The organism is Mesorhizobium sp. M0051 (assembly GCF_040323235.1).
GTDB lineage: Bacteria > Pseudomonadota > Alphaproteobacteria > Rhizobiales > Rhizobiaceae > Mesorhizobium.
Genome location: NZ_JAMYUT010000020.1, coordinates 74,928 through 88,549 on the forward strand (window position 1 = coordinate 74,928; position 13,622 = coordinate 88,549).

Sequence of the window (13,622 nt, forward strand, 5' to 3'; positions counted from 1 at the left end):
GGGGGTCAGGCTCTGGCCGGGATGGTCAGGCCCTTCTGCACGGCAGGCCGCGCCAGGCCGCGTTCCAGCCACGCCGCCACATTGGTGAAATCGTCGAAACCGACGAGGTCGCGCGCTTCGTAGAAGCCGATCAGGTTTCGTACCCAGCCGAGCAGCGAGATATCGGCAATAGTGTAGTCATTGCTCATGATCCATTTGCGGCCCTTCAGCCTGCTATCGAGGACGCCGAGCAGCCGCCGCGATTCATCGCGATAGCGCTCCAGCGGGCGCTTGTCGGCGATCTCGCGGCCGGCGAATTTGTGGAAGAAACCGACCTGGCCGAACATCGGCCCGACCGAGGCCATCTGAAAGAACACCCACTGGATGGTCTCGTAGCGGCGCGCCGCGTCCACGGGCATGAGCAGGCCGGTCTTTTCGGCGAGGTAGAGCAGGATGGCGCCGGATTCGAACAGGCCGATCGGCTTGCCGTCCGGACCGTTCGGGTCGATGATCGCCGGTATCTTGCCATTGGGATTGAGCGACAGGAATTCCGGCGTCCAGCTTTCGTTCTTGCTGATGTTGACCAGATGCGGCTCGTAGGGCAGGCCGATTTCTTCCAGGGCGATCGATATCTTCACGCCGTTCGGCGTTGTCGCCGAGTAGAGCTGGATCCGGTCCGGGTGTTTGGCTGGCCAGCGCGTTGCGATCGGGAAGGCGGACAGGTCGGCCATGGGAAACTCCTGAAGGGGATTTGCGCCGAGCGGCACGATTTGGCGGGGGCGGCCAAGAATTAGATGCGCCAAACGTCACGATCAATATGGCGGTGAACGTTTCATCGTGCACGGACGGTCAACTCTGGGACGACCGGGATCGCCCCGGGTAGCTGTAACGGCCGATGCAGGATCAGACGGCCTTGAAGGCCAGCACCGCATTGGTGCCGCCAAACGCGAAGCCGTTGCTGATCGCGGTGCGCACCTTGCGCCCGCGCGCCACATTCGGCGTGACGTCGAGATCGCAATCGGGATCGGCCTCGCGAAAATTGGCCGTCGGCGGCACGATGCCTTCGCGGATCGCCATCACGCAGGCAATCAACTCGAGCGCGCCCGATGCGCCGAGGCAATGGGCATGCATCGACTTGGTCGACGACATCGAGAGCTTGTAGGCATGGTCGCCGAAGACGCGCTTGATCGCCGCCGTCTCGATCTGGTCGTTGGCCTTGGTGCCGGTGCCGTGGGCATTGAGGTAGTCGACATCCTCGGGATTGAACCCGGCGTCGGCCAGGCAGGCGCGCATGGCGGCCGTCGGTCCTTCGATGGTCGGCGCGACGATGTCGGACGCGTCGGCGGAAAGGCCGGCGCCGGCAATCTCGGCAAGAATGGTGGCGCCGCGCGCCATGGCGTGTTCGTAGCTCTCCAGCACCGCCATGCCGGCACCTTCGCCAAGCGACAGGCCCTGGCGATCGGCCGAAAATGGCCGGCAGGTGTCCGGTGCCAGAACCCGCAGCGCTTCCCATCCCTTCAGGACGCCCCAGACCAGCGGCGCATCGGTGCCGCCGGCAACCATCACGTCGGCGCGGCCGAGCCTGATCTGGTCGACGGCCGAGGTAATGGCGTGATTGGACGACGAGCAGGCCGACGTGACGCCGAAGACCGGCCCGCGCAGGCCGAGATTCATGCTGACATGACCGGATGCGGCACTTGGCATCACCTTTGGCACGGTGAAGATGCCGGCGCGATTCCTGCCCTCGATCAGGATGGCGCGATAGTTCTCCTCGATCGCTTCCCAGCCGCAGACGCCGACACCGACGACGGTGCCCATCCGATAGGTGGTGGCATCATTCGAAACCAGTCCGGACTGCTGCATGGCTTCCCTGGCCGCGATCGTCGCCAGCAGGCTGAAGCGGTCCATCGACACGGTCTGCTTGCGGTCGATGCCGTGATCGGGAAGCGTCTTGATTTCGCAGCCGACCTTGACCTTCAAATCATGCAGTTGCGGACTTGTGATCTGGCCTATGGCCGAGCGGCCGGCGCGCATCTCGTTCCAGATCGCAGGCGCGCTGGTGCCGAGCCCGCAAATGCCGCCCATGCCGGTAATGACGACGCGCTGCCGCATTCAGTTCAGGCTTTTTTCGCGATCAGCGCGCGGACAGCTTCGACCATATCGCCGACATTCTTCAGATTGCTCCAGGCGTCGACCGTGTTCATCTCGATCTCGATGCCATACTCTTCCTCAAGATCGAAGATGATCTCGGTCAGCTCGAGCGAATGGATACCAAGCGAGGTCAATTCGGTGTTGGTGGTGATTTCCTCGCCACCCGGCTCGGCATGAGCCTTGATCTTCGCGATGATATCCGTTGCCAGCTGGTCGGCCATTCGGTTTCTTCCCCACTGTGTCGCGTTTCCCGACGCCAACTGAGCAGCGCCCCTATTCTCCTGGTATCAAGCCGCCGTCGTCGTTTTATACCCCCGCCAAGCGCTCTGTGACCGTACCAAGGTGGTTCCCTCTATAGAAACCGAAACGTTGTCAAGCAACAAGCTATATCGAACTCCATATCGACAAAGCCGCCGGAGTGCTTAACGTGCAGGCATGGATACGGCTGAACATGGCGGGATTTCGACGCAGCGCGTTGCGGGCGTGGCGCGGCTTTCCTGCGCACTCAGTGACGGTCGCACGCGCCTGCGGGGCCTCTATCAGGACGGTGCCGCCAAAATAAGGATGCCGGCCGTCTCGGCCGATCCGCTCGAAGCGGTGCTGATCAACACCGCCGGTGGAATGACCGGCGGCGACCGGATCGCCTGGGACGTGGATGTCGGCGCGGCCGCATCGGCATCGATCACGACCCAGGCTTGCGAGAAGATCTATCGGGCGGCATCCGATCGTGCCGAGGTGCGGGTCAATTTGTCGGTCGGTGAAAACGGCCGCGTTGCCTGGCTGCCGCAGGAAACCATCGTCTACGACCGGGCGGCCTTTGCCCGTAAGCTCGACGTCGAGCTTGCCGCTGGCGCCGAGGCGCTGGTGCTGGAAGTCACCGTCTTCGGCCGCCTGGCAATGGGCGAACGTGCCACGCAGGGCAACTTCCATGACCGCTGGCGTGTGCGCCAGGACGGATGCCTCATTCATGCCGAGGATTTCCGCATCGGACCCGATATCGCCGCCACGCTCGACCGCCCGGCGGTTGCCGGCGGCGCGATCGCGATGGCGACGCTGCTGCTGGTTTCGCCGCGGGCCGAAGCGCTGCTCGAACCGGTTCTGGAGATCGTCGGCGACCACGGCAGCGCCAGCGTCTGGAGCGTCAAGAAATCTGGCAAGCTTCTTGCGAGGCTCTACGCCGGGGATAGCTACCGGCTGCGCCAGCGGCTGGTTCCACTCATCGAATTGCTCAATGGAAGGGCGGGGTTGCCCAAATTATGGTCACTGTAGGCCTGTCGCTACCAGTCTGGGAAAACGCATGAACCTGACGCCGAGGGAAAAGGACAAGCTGCTGATCGCCATGGCGGCGATCGTGGCGCGCAAGCGGCTCGAACGCGGCGTCAAGCTCAACCATCCGGAAGCGATCGCCCTGATCACCGACTTCGTCGTCGAGGGTGCCCGCGACGGCCGCCCGGTCGCCGACCTGATGGAGGCCGGTGCCCATGTCGTCACCCGCGCGCAAGTCATGGAAGGCATCGCCGAGATGATTCACGACGTGCAGGTCGAGGCGACATTTCCCGACGGCACCAAGCTGGTGACCGTGCACGAACCGATACGGTGAGGAAGAAAAGATGCTTGAGCTGCGCCCCAACTGCGAATGCTGCGACAAGGGCTTGCCGCCGGAGGCAACGGATGCGTTGATATGCACCTTCGAGTGCACCTTTTGCGCCGACTGCGTGGAGCATGTGCTGGGTGGCATCTGCCCCAATTGCGGGGGCAATTTTTCCGCACGGCCGATCCGCCCGGCGGCGATGCTGAAGAAATACCCTGCCTCGACCAAACGCGTTCTCAAGGCCGAAGGCTGCGGCCCTCGCAAGGCTGCTTGAACACCGCGCCCCTTAACCAGAAGGCATTTCGATGATCCCTGCTCCGATGAAACGCGCTTCGCTTTCCACAATTCCACTTCTGGCGGCGTCCATGCCGGCCTATGCCCATGTCGGCATCGGCACGACCTCCTCCTTCACGGCCGGCTTCATGCACCCGCTCACCGGTCTCGATCACATGACCGTGATGATCGCGGTCGGACTGTGGGCAGCGCTCAAGGGCGGCAAGGCGGTTCTTGCCTGGCCGGCGGCCTTTGTCGGCGTCATGCTGGCCGGCGGCGCGCTCGGCATGCTGCATATGCCCCTGCCCTTCGTCGAACCGGGCATTCTGGCATCGGTCGTGGTGCTCGGGCTGCTGGTGACCCTGGCGGTCGATCTCCCGGTCTCGGCAGGCATTGCCATCATCGGCCTGTTCGCGCTGTTGCATGGCCACGCCCATGGCACCGAAATACCGGAGAATGCCGGCGGGCTCGAATACATGGCTGGCTTTGCGATCGCCACCGCGCTCCTGCATGCCACCGGCATCGCCGCCGGGCTCGGTCTCGGCAGCCGGTCCCGTGGCCTGTCCCGCGCTGCCGGTGCCGCTTGCGCGGCGATCGGTATCGGCCTCGTTTTCGGTGTGCTGTGAAGATGATCCCGGGCGAAATCATCACAGCGGGTGGCGACATCGAACTGAACAAGGGCCTGCCGACGATCACCTTGAAAGTGGCCAATAGCGGCGACCGGCCGATCCAAATCGGCAGCCACTATCATTTCTTCGAGACCAATGAGGGTCTGAAGTTCGACCGCGAGCGTGCCAGAGGCATGCGCCTCGACATCGCCGCCGGCACGGCCATGCGCTTCGAGCCGGGACAGGAGCGCGACGTGACGCTGGTGCCGCTTGGCGGCAAGCGCGAGGTCTACGGATTTCAGCAGAAGGTGATGGGCAAGCTGTGAGATCTGCCAGCGCGGTCAGCTCAGTTCGACGGCTTGGCCGCGGCATAGATGACGACCTTTCCGGGATCGTCGAATTCGACGGCGAGGACATCCTGCACAAGCACGCGCCGCGACTCGATTGCATTGAACAAGAGCGCGTTGGCCTCGATCTCCTTGCGCAGTTCGGTAATGTCGTCCTGATGCTGCTTGATCTTGCTCTCTATTACCGCCGGTGGGCCGCCTTCGGTGCGCGCGGCGTCGGTCAGGAATACGATATCGACCTTGTCGAGCTTGGAGGTCTTGCGCACCAGGCCGATGTTTTCACGCGTCCGGTCGATGGCCGTGTTGACGTTTCCGGCTTCGGCCGTGGTCTTGGCCTCTTCCTGCTTGACCTCCGAGCCGACAATGCGGTTGACGGTCTCCGTGCTTTCAAGACCCTGCGCCTTCAGGCCGGCAACAGGATCGGCCGCCGCCAGCAACGCCATTGCGGCGACGGCCTGCAACCGTCTTTGGGCGGGAAAAGGAGTGATCGCCATCGCTCGCTCCTGAGGGAATTCGTTTCGGGACGCGGTCTAGCGCGAGAACAAAACGAATCCCGCCCGGCGAAGGTTCCCGTCCCGATGCGGCCGGCGGACCGAATGCCGGCCCACCCAGCCCGTCTGTCAGCTGGCCTTCTTGGTAATCAGGGTCAGCGCGCCATTGGGTTCCATGCTGGCGGCGACGACCTGCGCCGAGCTGAGCCCTTTGGCCTCCAGCGCGGACTTCACCTTGGGCGTGGCGTCGATCGAGCTGCGCAGTTTCTTCAAGCCGGCGTCACCACGCTGGGCGATGACCTGATTGACCTGCGTCTGGGTGTCCTTTGGCAGTTCCGTGATGTCGACGATGTTGACGCTCTGGATCGTCGGTACGGCCGGCTGCGGGGTGGCCGGAGCAGGCGTGGTCGGCGCCGGAGCTGGCTGCTGCGCGGGTTGCTGCTGGGCACTGGCGGCGCCCGCCAGCATCAGGGTAGCGGCAGCGGCAAGAACTATGGTTTTGCGCATGGATTTTCCTTTCCATCGATTGGCAAACGGTCGTTTTGGGGTGACCCCCTAACCTCAAACGCCAAATGGGATCAGAAGGTGTCGCCCAGTGGGTCATTGCGTGACCATTGGATGGCAGCAATGTGCCGGACTTCAATCAAACTGCATTTCGGCAAACTACATTTCGGCAAACCGCATTTCGGCAAACCGCATTTTGGGAGCAATCGCTGATGGCCAGAATTACCCGCGCCGCCTATGCGCAGATGTACGGCCCGACGGTGGGCGACAAAGTGCGGCTTGCCGACACGGAACTGTTCATCGAGGTCGAGAAGGATCTCACCATCCACGGCGAAGAAGTGAAATTCGGCGGCGGCAAGGTGATCCGCGACGGCATGGGCCAGAGCCAGGTTTCCCGAGCCCAGGGCGCCGTCGACACCGTGATCACCAACGCGCTGGTGGTCGATGCCGGCGCCGGCATCTTCAAGGCCGATATCGGGCTCAGGGACGGGCGGATTGCGGCAATAGGCAAGGCCGGCAATCCGGACACTCAAGATGGCGTCACCATCATCATCGGTCCCGGCACGGAGATCGTCGCCGGCGAAGGCAAGATCCTGACCGCCGGCGGCTTCGACGCGCATATCCACTTCATCTGCCCGCAGCAGATCGAGGAAGCGCTGATGAGCGGCATCACCACCATGCTTGGCGGCGGCACCGGCCCGGCGCATGGCACGCTGGCGACGACGTGTACGCCTGGGCCTTGGCACATGGCGCGCATGATCCAGTCCTTCGACGCTTTCCCGATGAACATCGGCCTGTCAGGCAAGGGCAACGCGTCCTTGCCTGCCGCGCTCGAGGAGATGGTGCTGGGCGGCGCCTGTTCGCTGAAGCTGCACGAGGACTGGGGGACGACGCCGGCGGCCATCGACTGCTGCCTGTCGGTTGCGGACGCGTACGACGTGCAGGTGATGATCCACACCGACACGCTGAACGAATCCGGCTTTGTTGAAAACACCGTCGCCGCCATCAAGGGCCGCACCATCCACGCCTTCCACACCGAGGGTGCCGGCGGCGGCCATGCGCCCGACATCATCAAGGTCTGCGGCTTGCCCAACGTCATCCCGTCCTCGACCAATCCGACACGGCCCTACACGGTCAACACGCTGGCCGAGCATCTCGACATGCTGATGGTCTGCCACCATCTGTCGCCGTCGATCCCCGAAGACATCGCTTTTGCCGAAAGCCGCATCCGCAAGGAGACCATCGCGGCGGAAGACATTTTGCACGACATCGGCGCCTTCTCGATCATCTCGTCGGATTCGCAAGCCATGGGCCGCGTCGGCGAGGTGGCGATCCGCACATGGCAGACCGCCGACAAGATGAAGCGGCAACGCGGGTCGCTGCCGCAGGAAACCGGCAACAACGACAATTTCCGCGTCCGTCGCTATATCGCCAAATACACGATCAATCCGGCCATCGCGCACGGGCTGTCGAAGGATATCGGCTCGATCGCGGTCGGAAAACGTGCTGACCTGGTGTTGTGGAACCCGGCCTTCTTCGGCGTCAAACCGGATATGGTGCTGATCGGCGGCATGATCGCCGCCGCTCCGATGGGCGACCCCAACGCCTCGATCCCGACGCCGCAGCCGATGCACTACCGGCCAATGTTCGGTGCCTATGGCAAGGCAAGGACCAACTCGTCGGTGACCTTCGTTTCGAAGGCAGCGTTCGAATCCGGCCTGCACGGCAGGCTGGGCGTCGAAAAGCAGTTCGTCGCCGTCGAAAACACCCGCGGCGGCATCGGCAAGCACTCGATGGTGCTCAACGACGCCACGCCGCATATCGAGGTCGACCCGGAAACCTACGAGGTCCGCGCCGACGGCGAATTGCTGACTTGCGAGCCGGCAACGGTGCTGCCGATGGCGCAGAGGTATTTTCTGTTTTAGGATTGGTGCGCCTGCGAAGTATCGGACCCCATCATGGATGAGCAAAAGAAACTTGCCTTGATTTCGAGAATGGGCGCGCTGCAAAAATACAATGGCGGCGTTGCTCCCCTCACTATGCCACTTGTTACATTGGAAGAATATTTCGATGGAGCTGAAGGTGAAGCCGGATTGCTGTGCAACAGTCCGGAAGCGCTGAACAATGATACGGTTCTGGCCACATTTCAGTCGATACGGAAAAGGCCTGAAGTTCATGACGTCCGGATAGCCATCGTGCAGTGTGATGATGGAGAATGGCCGTTCTCTGACAAGGTCGTCATCACAACGCGCGTCAGCGAAGAACATGTGACTGGCTGGCTGCCATCAGGCTTTGAGCCGGACGAGACCTGGGAGGGAGATGTCGATCACCTACCCGCCGAGCAGGTTGAAATTCCAGCCGGTTACCGAAAGCTATGGCTTTGGTATGATTAGCCGCAACTTTCCAAGCTTCTAGAACAGACAAATGGCCACCGAAATCGCCTCCGCTCACGACATCTTCCCGCACATCCGCATCGTCATGGGCATGGTGATCGGGCTTGGTGTCGCCCGCCTGCTGTCGGGTGTGGCGCGCATCGTCCAGCATCCCGGCCAGTACCGGCTCTATCCAGTGCATCTGGCCTGGGTCGCCTCGGTGCTTTTGATGCTGGTGCATTTTTGGTGGTGGGAGTTCGGTCTCTACGCCATCGAGACGTGGACCTTCGGCAAGTACCTGTTCATCATCTTCTATGCGATCACGCTGTTCCTGCTCTGCGCCCTGCTGTTCCCGGATTCGATGCTGGATTACACCAGCTACGAGGATTTCTTCTATTCGCGTCGGGCCTGGTTCTTCGGCCTGCTGGCGGCGACGTACCTGCTCGATGTGATCGACACGCTGCTGAAAGGGCCGGAGCATTTCGCCCGCTTCGGCAACGAGTACCTGTTCCGCACGCCGGTCTTCGTCGCGCTCTGCATTGTCGCGATCCTGGTGCGCGACAGCCGCTTCCACATCGCCTTTGTCGCGGCGGCGCTCATCTATCAGATATCGTTCATCCTGCGGCTCTTCGACACCATCGTCTGAGCGGACGCGATGGTCTAGGTTGCTCGGGAAAGGCAGGTTTCAACCATGTACAAGGCCATCGGATCGCGTGGGTCCCGGGTCAGCCGCGTTCTCTGGATGCTCGAGGAACTCGGGCAGGCCTATGAATTCGTCGAGGTCAAGCTGCGCTCGCCGGAAGCCTATGCGCTCAACCCGTCGGGCAAGGTGCCGATCCTGATCGATGGCGAGCTGACAGTGACCGATTCGGCGGCGATCTGCGTCTATCTCTCAGACAAACACGCCGATATGGGCATGGGGACCAACCCGGGCCTAGCCGGTCGTGCCGAGATGGATTCCTGGATGCATTTTGCCCAAAGCGAGCTGGAGGCGCCACTGTGGAACAAGCTGCGCCACCGCTTCCTGCTGCCGAAGGACATGCGCGTCGATGTCGGCCCAGCGGCGGTCTACGATTTTGCCTCGGAGCTCAGGGCGCTGGAGCGGCGGCTGGGTGACAGGCCCTTCGCGCTGGGCGACCGGTTCTCGGCTGTCGACGTGCTGCTCGGCGACATTGGCGGCTGGGCCCGCGCCGGCCGGTTCCCGATCGAATCCGACCGCATCAACGCCTATTTCGACCGCGTGCTGGCGCGACCTGCCCGCGCAAGGGCGCAAGCAAATGGGGGATCCATGAAATGAAGCTCAATCTCAACACCGACTTCACCAAATTCCCGCGTGCCGTCTCGGTGCTGTCCGCCGACAAAGCCGGAACCATCACGCCATCCGGGCAGGCTGTGCTCGCCCATGACGAGCGGCATCTGCGCCGTCGAGCCATCCAACTTGCCGACGGCAGCAAGGTGCTGGTCGACCTGCCTGAGCCCGTCGCCCTGAACGATGGCGACCGGCTGGTGCTGGAGGATGGCGGCCATATCGAGATCATCGCGGCGCCGGAAGAAGTCTACGACATCCGGGCTCGCGACACCGTGCATCTGGCCGAACTGGCCTGGCATATCGGCAACCGTCATCTCGCGGCCAGCATCGAGGCCGGGCGCATCCTCATCCTGCGCGACCATGTCATCAAGGCGATGTTGGAAGGGCTCGGCGCCACGGTGACCGACGTTTCCGAGCCGTTCAAGCCGGTGCGCGGCGCCTATTCCGGGCAAAGCCACGATCACGGCCATGCGCATGCCCATAGCCACGCGGAAGCGCATTCCCACTCACATGGCGAATCGCATTCCCATTCGCACGGTCACGCCGGCCACCACCACGACCATGACTGAACAGCCTTCGAACATCGCCCTGCTGCGGCTGATGGCGTGGTTGTCGCCGGCCTTTCCGGTCGGCGGCTTTTCCTACAGCCATGGCCTCGAGCGTGCGGTGCATGACGGGCTGATCGTCGACAGCGAAAGCCTTGCCGCCTGGCTGGAAACGCTGGTCGAGATGGGCTCGGGCTGGAACGACGCGGTGCTGTTCGCAGAAAGCTGGCGCCGAGCACGCGGCGCTGGTGATCTCGATGAAATAGCGGCACTCGCCGAGGCGCTCGCCAGCTCGCGCGAACGCTACATCGAGACGATGCTGCAGGGTGCGGCCTTCCTCAAGGCGGCAGCGGCCTGGCCAAATCCCGTTCTCCAGCGTTTGCCGGCCGAATGCGCCTATTGCGTCACTGTCGGCGCCATTGCCGGCGGCAATTCAATTGCACTTTGGGATGCGCTGTCCGCGTTCCTGCAGACCTTCTTCTCCAACCTCGTCCAGGCCGCGATACGGCTCGGCGTCGTTGGCCAAAACAGGGCAACCGCCCTGCTTGCCGGTTTCGAGCCGCTGGCCGTTGCGACCGCCGCCCGCGCTGCGCGCTCGACATTGGACGATCTCGGCGGCTGCGCCTTCGTCTCCGACGTCATGGCGATGAAGCACGAAACCCAGTATTCGCGATTGTTCCGCTCATGATCATCCTCGCCTTCGCGCTTTCGACCGTTCTGCTGCTGATCACCGCTCTGCATGTTTATTGGGGCATTGGCGGCATCTGGCCGGGCAAGGATGCGGCCTCCTGCGCCCACGCAGTGGTCGGCTTTCGCAGCGTCGACGAGATGCCGACGCCGTTCGCCAGTTTCGCCGTTGCCGCGTGCCTATGCCTGGCGACGCTATGGCCGCTGGCGCTTGAAGGCGTCTTTGCCTCGCCGTTTCCCAGGGAAGGCCTCGCCGCCACGTCGCTGCTCATCGGACTGGTCTTCCTTGGACGCGGCATTGCCGGCTTCACGCCGTGGTGGCGGCGCTTGACGCCGGAACAGCCTTTCGCGCGGCTCGATGTCCGTTATTATTCGCCGCTGTGCCTGCTGATCGGGCTCGGCTTTGCCATCCTCGCCATCACGGAGTTTCCCGCATGACACAGACAAATGGCCCGCTGCGCGTCGGCATTGGTGGTCCGGTCGGTTCGGGCAAGACGACGCTGACGGAGAAGCTGTGCAAGGCGCTGCGCGACGAATTCTCGATCGCCGTCGTCACCAACGACATCTACACCAAGGAGGATGCCATGATGCTGGCGCGGCTGCAGGCGCTGCCCGAGGATCGCATCATGGGCGTCGAGACCGGCGGTTGCCCGCATACCGCGATCCGCGAGGATGCCTCGATCAATCTGCAGGCGATCGCCGAGATGAACCGGAAATTTCCGGATCTCGATATCGTGTTCATCGAATCCGGTGGTGACAACCTCGCCGCCACCTTCTCGCCGGATCTCGCCGACCTGACGCTCTATGTCATCTCGGTCTGCCAGGGCGAGGAGATCCCGCGCAAGGGCGGGCCGGCGATCACCCGCTCCGATTTCCTGGTGATCAACAAGAGCGATCTGGCACCCTACGTGAACGTCAATCTCGATGTGATGGAGACCGACGCCGGCCGCATGCGCGGCAAGCGGCCCTTCGGCTTCACCGACCTGTCGCGTGGCAAGGGGCTGCAGGCGGTGATCGATTTCATCGTCGAGCATGGCGGGCTCAGGGCCGGCGCTGCTGCCAGCACCGCAGCGTGAGATAGCCATCGCTGCACCAACCAAAACCGGTTGCGGGCATGGGCTGGCCACGGCATTCTTGGCAAAACCGGAGGATTTTTCGATGAGCATCGCCCGCCTGCAGAAGGAAACGCTGACCAACCTGCCCTTCTATCAGGAGCGCGTCGACCTCGCCTGTGCCTTTCGCTGGACGGCGCGGCTCAACATGCACGAGGCGGTGGCCAATCATTTCTCGCTGGCCGTCAATGATGCCGGCACGCAGTTCCTGATGAACCCCAACCAGGTGCATTTCTCGCGCATCAAGGCGAGCGACCTTTTGATGATCGACGCCAACGATCCCGAAACGCTCTCCGGCCCCAACGCGCCCGACCCGACGGCGTGGGGCCTGCACGGCGCCATCCATCGCAATGTGCGCCACGCGCGCTGCGTCATGCATGTGCACTCGATCCACGCCACGGTGCTGGCGTCGCTGGCCGACTCCCGCCTGCCGCCGATAGACCAGAATTCGGCGATGTTCTTCAACCGCCATGTCGTCGACGCGCATTATGGCGGGCTGGCCTTCGAGGAAGAGGGCGAGCGCTGCTCGCAGCTTCTCGTCGATCCCAAGGTCAAGGTGATGGTGATGGGCAATCACGGCGTGCTGGTCATCGGCGATACGGTCGCCGATGCCTTCAACCGCATGTTCTACTTCGAGCGCGCCGCAGAAACCTACATCAAGGCGCTGTGGACTGGCCGGCCTCTGCGCATGCTGTCCGACGCGGTCGCCGAGAAGACGGCAAGCGAGATGGACGACTATCCCGGCCAGGCCGAACGCCATCTCAGCGAGTTGAAGGCGATCCTTGACGAGCAGGAGCCGGTCTACCGGAACTGATCGCCTACAGGCCCAATTCTGCCCGCAACTCCTCGGCGCTGTTGATGACGACGGCACCGGGCGGTCCGCCCATAGGCTTTTCCGGCCAGAAGATCGTCTTCATGCCCGCCGCCAGCCCCGCCATGGCGCCCGGCCAGCTGTCGTCGATCGCTATCGCCTGCGCGGGATCGACATCGGCCAGATAGGCGGCGCGCAGGAACGGTTCGGCCTGCGGTTTGCCTTCGCGCACATCGTTGCGGCTGATCGTCTTCATGCCGGGATAAATGAGGCCGACCATGCTCAGATTGGCGTCGACGATCATTCGGTCCGAATTGGACACCACGGCCTGCGCCACGCCTTTTTCGCGCAATTCGGTGAAAATCTCGATCGCGCCGGGGCGTGGCTTCAAGCCCTCCACCAGCGGCAGATAGTGCTCGTATTTGCGCATGATCCAATCGTCGAAAGGCAGAGCAAGGCCGAACTCGTCGCGCATCATCTCGTAGACCGGCCAGGCGGCGACGCCGAGCACACGCTCATGCAGATTTTCAGGCGGCACAAGGCCGGCACTGCGCATTGCTGCCACAAGGGCTGCTTCGTGCAGCGGCTCGCTGTCGACCAGCGTGCCGTCCATATCCCAGAAAACCGCTTTCGGTGTCATGCAGCGCTCCTTTTTGCGATCCATTAAAGCCTTTGCGCCGGGAGATAAACCTTCGGGACCGAAGAACGTGCCGCAGGTCGGGACGGCAACCGCCCTTCTTTGCCTGATGCGGGCATTGCCGGAAGCGCAAAATCCGGCTGTGTGCGCCGGAAGTTGGCAAGCAATTGCCCTTGCGATTGACAATTGCGCAGCAGGCCGTTCC

20 protein-coding genes are annotated in these 13,622 nt (G+C 63.0%); 14 read left to right on the plus strand and 6 right to left on the minus strand.

All coding sequences use genetic code 11. The annotated features are described in order from the left end of the window. Window positions 1–5: 5 nt before the first annotated feature. The 3 genes from NKJ90_RS20685 to NKJ90_RS20695 form a co-directional block, all read right to left on the minus strand. Window positions 6–710, minus strand: a complete 705-nt coding sequence (locus tag NKJ90_RS20685) for a glutathione S-transferase family protein (RefSeq protein WP_023760234.1) — start codon at window positions 708–710, stop codon at window positions 6–8. Between the two features lie 172 nt (window positions 711–882). Continuing rightward, the gene (locus NKJ90_RS20690) at window positions 883–2,091 is read right to left on the minus strand and encodes a beta-ketoacyl-[acyl-carrier-protein] synthase family protein (protein ID WP_023760235.1); all 1,209 of its coding nucleotides are present in this window, start codon (window positions 2,089–2,091) and stop codon (window positions 883–885) included. Between the two features lie 5 nt (window positions 2,092–2,096). Beyond that, window positions 2,097–2,351 (minus strand): acyl carrier protein, encoded by a 255-nt coding sequence (locus tag NKJ90_RS20695; protein ID WP_023760236.1) that lies wholly within the window; start codon window positions 2,349–2,351, stop codon window positions 2,097–2,099. A gap of 214 nt (window positions 2,352–2,565) precedes the next feature. Between NKJ90_RS20695 and NKJ90_RS20700 the strand changes: the two genes are divergently transcribed. Genes NKJ90_RS20700 through NKJ90_RS20720 form a run of 5 tightly spaced genes read left to right on the plus strand, consistent with a single transcriptional unit; the run spans window position 2,566 to window position 4,928 of the window. Beyond that, window positions 2,566–3,399, plus strand: a complete 834-nt coding sequence (locus NKJ90_RS20700; RefSeq protein WP_023760237.1) for an urease accessory protein UreD — start codon at window positions 2,566–2,568, stop codon at window positions 3,397–3,399. Between the two features lie 28 nt (window positions 3,400–3,427). Beyond that, window positions 3,428–3,730 (plus strand): urease subunit gamma, encoded by a 303-nt coding sequence (locus tag NKJ90_RS20705; RefSeq protein WP_023760238.1) that lies wholly within the window; start codon window positions 3,428–3,430, stop codon window positions 3,728–3,730. Between the two features lie 10 nt (window positions 3,731–3,740). Then, on the plus strand, window positions 3,741–3,995 hold the full coding sequence (locus NKJ90_RS20710; protein WP_023760239.1) for a DUF1272 domain-containing protein: 255 nt from the start codon (window positions 3,741–3,743) through the stop codon (window positions 3,993–3,995). Window positions 3,996–4,026: 31 nt separating this feature from the next. Beyond that, window positions 4,027–4,620 (plus strand): HupE/UreJ family protein, encoded by a 594-nt coding sequence (locus NKJ90_RS20715; protein ID WP_031260534.1) that lies wholly within the window; start codon window positions 4,027–4,029, stop codon window positions 4,618–4,620. Window positions 4,621–4,622: 2 nt separating this feature from the next. Further along, on the plus strand, window positions 4,623–4,928 hold the full coding sequence (locus NKJ90_RS20720) for an urease subunit beta (protein ID WP_023760241.1): 306 nt from the start codon (window positions 4,623–4,625) through the stop codon (window positions 4,926–4,928). A 20-nt stretch (window positions 4,929–4,948) separates the two neighbouring features. On the opposite strand, the gene NKJ90_RS20725 is transcribed toward NKJ90_RS20720, so the two are convergent. Beyond that, on the minus strand, window positions 4,949–5,443 hold the full coding sequence (locus tag NKJ90_RS20725; RefSeq protein ID WP_023760242.1) for a hypothetical protein: 495 nt from the start codon (window positions 5,441–5,443) through the stop codon (window positions 4,949–4,951). Between the two features lie 126 nt (window positions 5,444–5,569). After that, entirely contained in the window at window positions 5,570–5,947 is a 378-nt protein-coding gene (locus tag NKJ90_RS20730; protein ID WP_023760243.1) for a hypothetical protein, read from the minus strand. 209 nt (window positions 5,948–6,156) lie between these two features. On the opposite strand from NKJ90_RS20730, the gene ureC reads away from it, so the two are divergent. The 9 genes from ureC to NKJ90_RS20775 all read left to right on the plus strand — a co-directional run bounded on the left by ureC (window position 6,157) and on the right by NKJ90_RS20775 (window position 12,783). Further along, window positions 6,157–7,869, plus strand: a complete 1,713-nt coding sequence (gene ureC, locus NKJ90_RS20735) for an urease subunit alpha (protein WP_031260536.1) — start codon at window positions 6,157–6,159, stop codon at window positions 7,867–7,869. Between the two features lie 33 nt (window positions 7,870–7,902). Then, the gene (locus NKJ90_RS20740; protein WP_023760245.1) at window positions 7,903–8,337 is read left to right on the plus strand and encodes a YfbO family protein; all 435 of its coding nucleotides are present in this window, start codon (window positions 7,903–7,905) and stop codon (window positions 8,335–8,337) included. Window positions 8,338–8,368: 31 nt separating this feature from the next. Beyond that, window positions 8,369–8,962: a hypothetical protein gene (locus NKJ90_RS20745; RefSeq protein WP_023760246.1), complete on the plus strand. Its 594-nt coding sequence runs from the start codon at window positions 8,369–8,371 to the stop codon at window positions 8,960–8,962. 45 nt (window positions 8,963–9,007) lie between these two features. After that, window positions 9,008–9,613 (plus strand): glutathione S-transferase family protein, encoded by a 606-nt coding sequence (locus NKJ90_RS20750; protein ID WP_023760247.1) that lies wholly within the window; start codon window positions 9,008–9,010, stop codon window positions 9,611–9,613. After that, entirely contained in the window at window positions 9,610–10,194 is a 585-nt protein-coding gene (gene ureE / locus NKJ90_RS20755) for an urease accessory protein UreE (RefSeq protein WP_023760248.1), read from the plus strand. The genes NKJ90_RS20750 and ureE overlap by 4 nt, the downstream gene beginning before the upstream one ends. After that, complete coding sequence (locus NKJ90_RS20760; protein WP_023760249.1) at window positions 10,187–10,858, plus strand: urease accessory protein UreF; 672 nt, start codon at window positions 10,187–10,189, stop codon at window positions 10,856–10,858. Before ureE ends, NKJ90_RS20760 begins: the two co-directional genes overlap by 8 nt. Continuing rightward, window positions 10,855–11,295 carry a DUF3995 domain-containing protein gene (locus tag NKJ90_RS20765; RefSeq protein ID WP_023760250.1) on the plus strand — a complete coding sequence of 147 codons (441 nt, stop codon included), beginning with the start codon at window positions 10,855–10,857 and terminating at the stop codon, window positions 11,293–11,295. The genes NKJ90_RS20760 and NKJ90_RS20765 overlap by 4 nt, the downstream gene beginning before the upstream one ends. Next, window positions 11,292–11,933, plus strand: a complete 642-nt coding sequence (gene ureG / locus NKJ90_RS20770; RefSeq protein WP_023760251.1) for an urease accessory protein UreG — start codon at window positions 11,292–11,294, stop codon at window positions 11,931–11,933. Before NKJ90_RS20765 ends, ureG begins: the two co-directional genes overlap by 4 nt. A gap of 82 nt (window positions 11,934–12,015) precedes the next feature. Then, window positions 12,016–12,783 carry a class II aldolase and adducin N-terminal domain-containing protein gene (locus NKJ90_RS20775; RefSeq protein WP_023760252.1) on the plus strand — a complete coding sequence of 256 codons (768 nt, stop codon included), beginning with the start codon at window positions 12,016–12,018 and terminating at the stop codon, window positions 12,781–12,783. A 4-nt stretch (window positions 12,784–12,787) separates the two neighbouring features. Here the strand turns inward: NKJ90_RS20775 and NKJ90_RS20780 are convergent, their stop codons facing one another. Then, window positions 12,788–13,420 carry an HAD family hydrolase gene (locus NKJ90_RS20780; RefSeq protein ID WP_023760253.1) on the minus strand — a complete coding sequence of 211 codons (633 nt, stop codon included), beginning with the start codon at window positions 13,418–13,420 and terminating at the stop codon, window positions 12,788–12,790. Window positions 13,421–13,622: the final 202 nt, after the last annotated feature.

Excerpts from the sequence above, each read along its gene's own strand:
- NKJ90_RS20685 (WP_023760234.1), bottom strand. The coding sequence starts at position 710 with ATGGCCGACCTGTCCGCCTTCCCGATCGCAACGCGCTGGCCAGCCAAA.
- NKJ90_RS20690 (WP_023760235.1), bottom strand. The coding sequence starts at position 2,091 with ATGCGGCAGCGCGTCGTCATTACCGGCATGGGCGGCATTTGCGGGCTC.
- NKJ90_RS20695 (WP_023760236.1), bottom strand. The coding sequence starts at position 2,351 with ATGGCCGACCAGCTGGCAACGGATATCATCGCGAAGATCAAGGCTCAT.
- NKJ90_RS20700 (WP_023760237.1), top strand. The coding sequence starts at position 2,566 with ATGGATACGGCTGAACATGGCGGGATTTCGACGCAGCGCGTTGCGGGC.
- NKJ90_RS20705 (WP_023760238.1), top strand. The coding sequence starts at position 3,428 with ATGAACCTGACGCCGAGGGAAAAGGACAAGCTGCTGATCGCCATGGCG.
- NKJ90_RS20710 (WP_023760239.1), top strand. The coding sequence starts at position 3,741 with ATGCTTGAGCTGCGCCCCAACTGCGAATGCTGCGACAAGGGCTTGCCG.
- NKJ90_RS20715 (WP_031260534.1), top strand. The coding sequence starts at position 4,027 with ATGATCCCTGCTCCGATGAAACGCGCTTCGCTTTCCACAATTCCACTT.
- NKJ90_RS20720 (WP_023760241.1), top strand. The coding sequence starts at position 4,623 with ATGATCCCGGGCGAAATCATCACAGCGGGTGGCGACATCGAACTGAAC.
- NKJ90_RS20725 (WP_023760242.1), bottom strand. The coding sequence starts at position 5,443 with ATGGCGATCACTCCTTTTCCCGCCCAAAGACGGTTGCAGGCCGTCGCC.
- NKJ90_RS20730 (WP_023760243.1), bottom strand. The coding sequence starts at position 5,947 with ATGCGCAAAACCATAGTTCTTGCCGCTGCCGCTACCCTGATGCTGGCG.
- ureC (WP_031260536.1), top strand. The coding sequence starts at position 6,157 with ATGGCCAGAATTACCCGCGCCGCCTATGCGCAGATGTACGGCCCGACG.
- NKJ90_RS20740 (WP_023760245.1), top strand. The coding sequence starts at position 7,903 with ATGGATGAGCAAAAGAAACTTGCCTTGATTTCGAGAATGGGCGCGCTG.
- NKJ90_RS20745 (WP_023760246.1), top strand. The coding sequence starts at position 8,369 with ATGGCCACCGAAATCGCCTCCGCTCACGACATCTTCCCGCACATCCGC.
- NKJ90_RS20750 (WP_023760247.1), top strand. The coding sequence starts at position 9,008 with ATGTACAAGGCCATCGGATCGCGTGGGTCCCGGGTCAGCCGCGTTCTC.
- ureE (WP_023760248.1), top strand. The coding sequence starts at position 9,610 with ATGAAGCTCAATCTCAACACCGACTTCACCAAATTCCCGCGTGCCGTC.
- NKJ90_RS20760 (WP_023760249.1), top strand. The coding sequence starts at position 10,187 with ATGACTGAACAGCCTTCGAACATCGCCCTGCTGCGGCTGATGGCGTGG.
- NKJ90_RS20765 (WP_023760250.1), top strand. The coding sequence starts at position 10,855 with ATGATCATCCTCGCCTTCGCGCTTTCGACCGTTCTGCTGCTGATCACC.
- ureG (WP_023760251.1), top strand. The coding sequence starts at position 11,292 with ATGACACAGACAAATGGCCCGCTGCGCGTCGGCATTGGTGGTCCGGTC.
- NKJ90_RS20775 (WP_023760252.1), top strand. The coding sequence starts at position 12,016 with ATGAGCATCGCCCGCCTGCAGAAGGAAACGCTGACCAACCTGCCCTTC.
- NKJ90_RS20780 (WP_023760253.1), bottom strand. The coding sequence starts at position 13,420 with ATGACACCGAAAGCGGTTTTCTGGGATATGGACGGCACGCTGGTCGAC.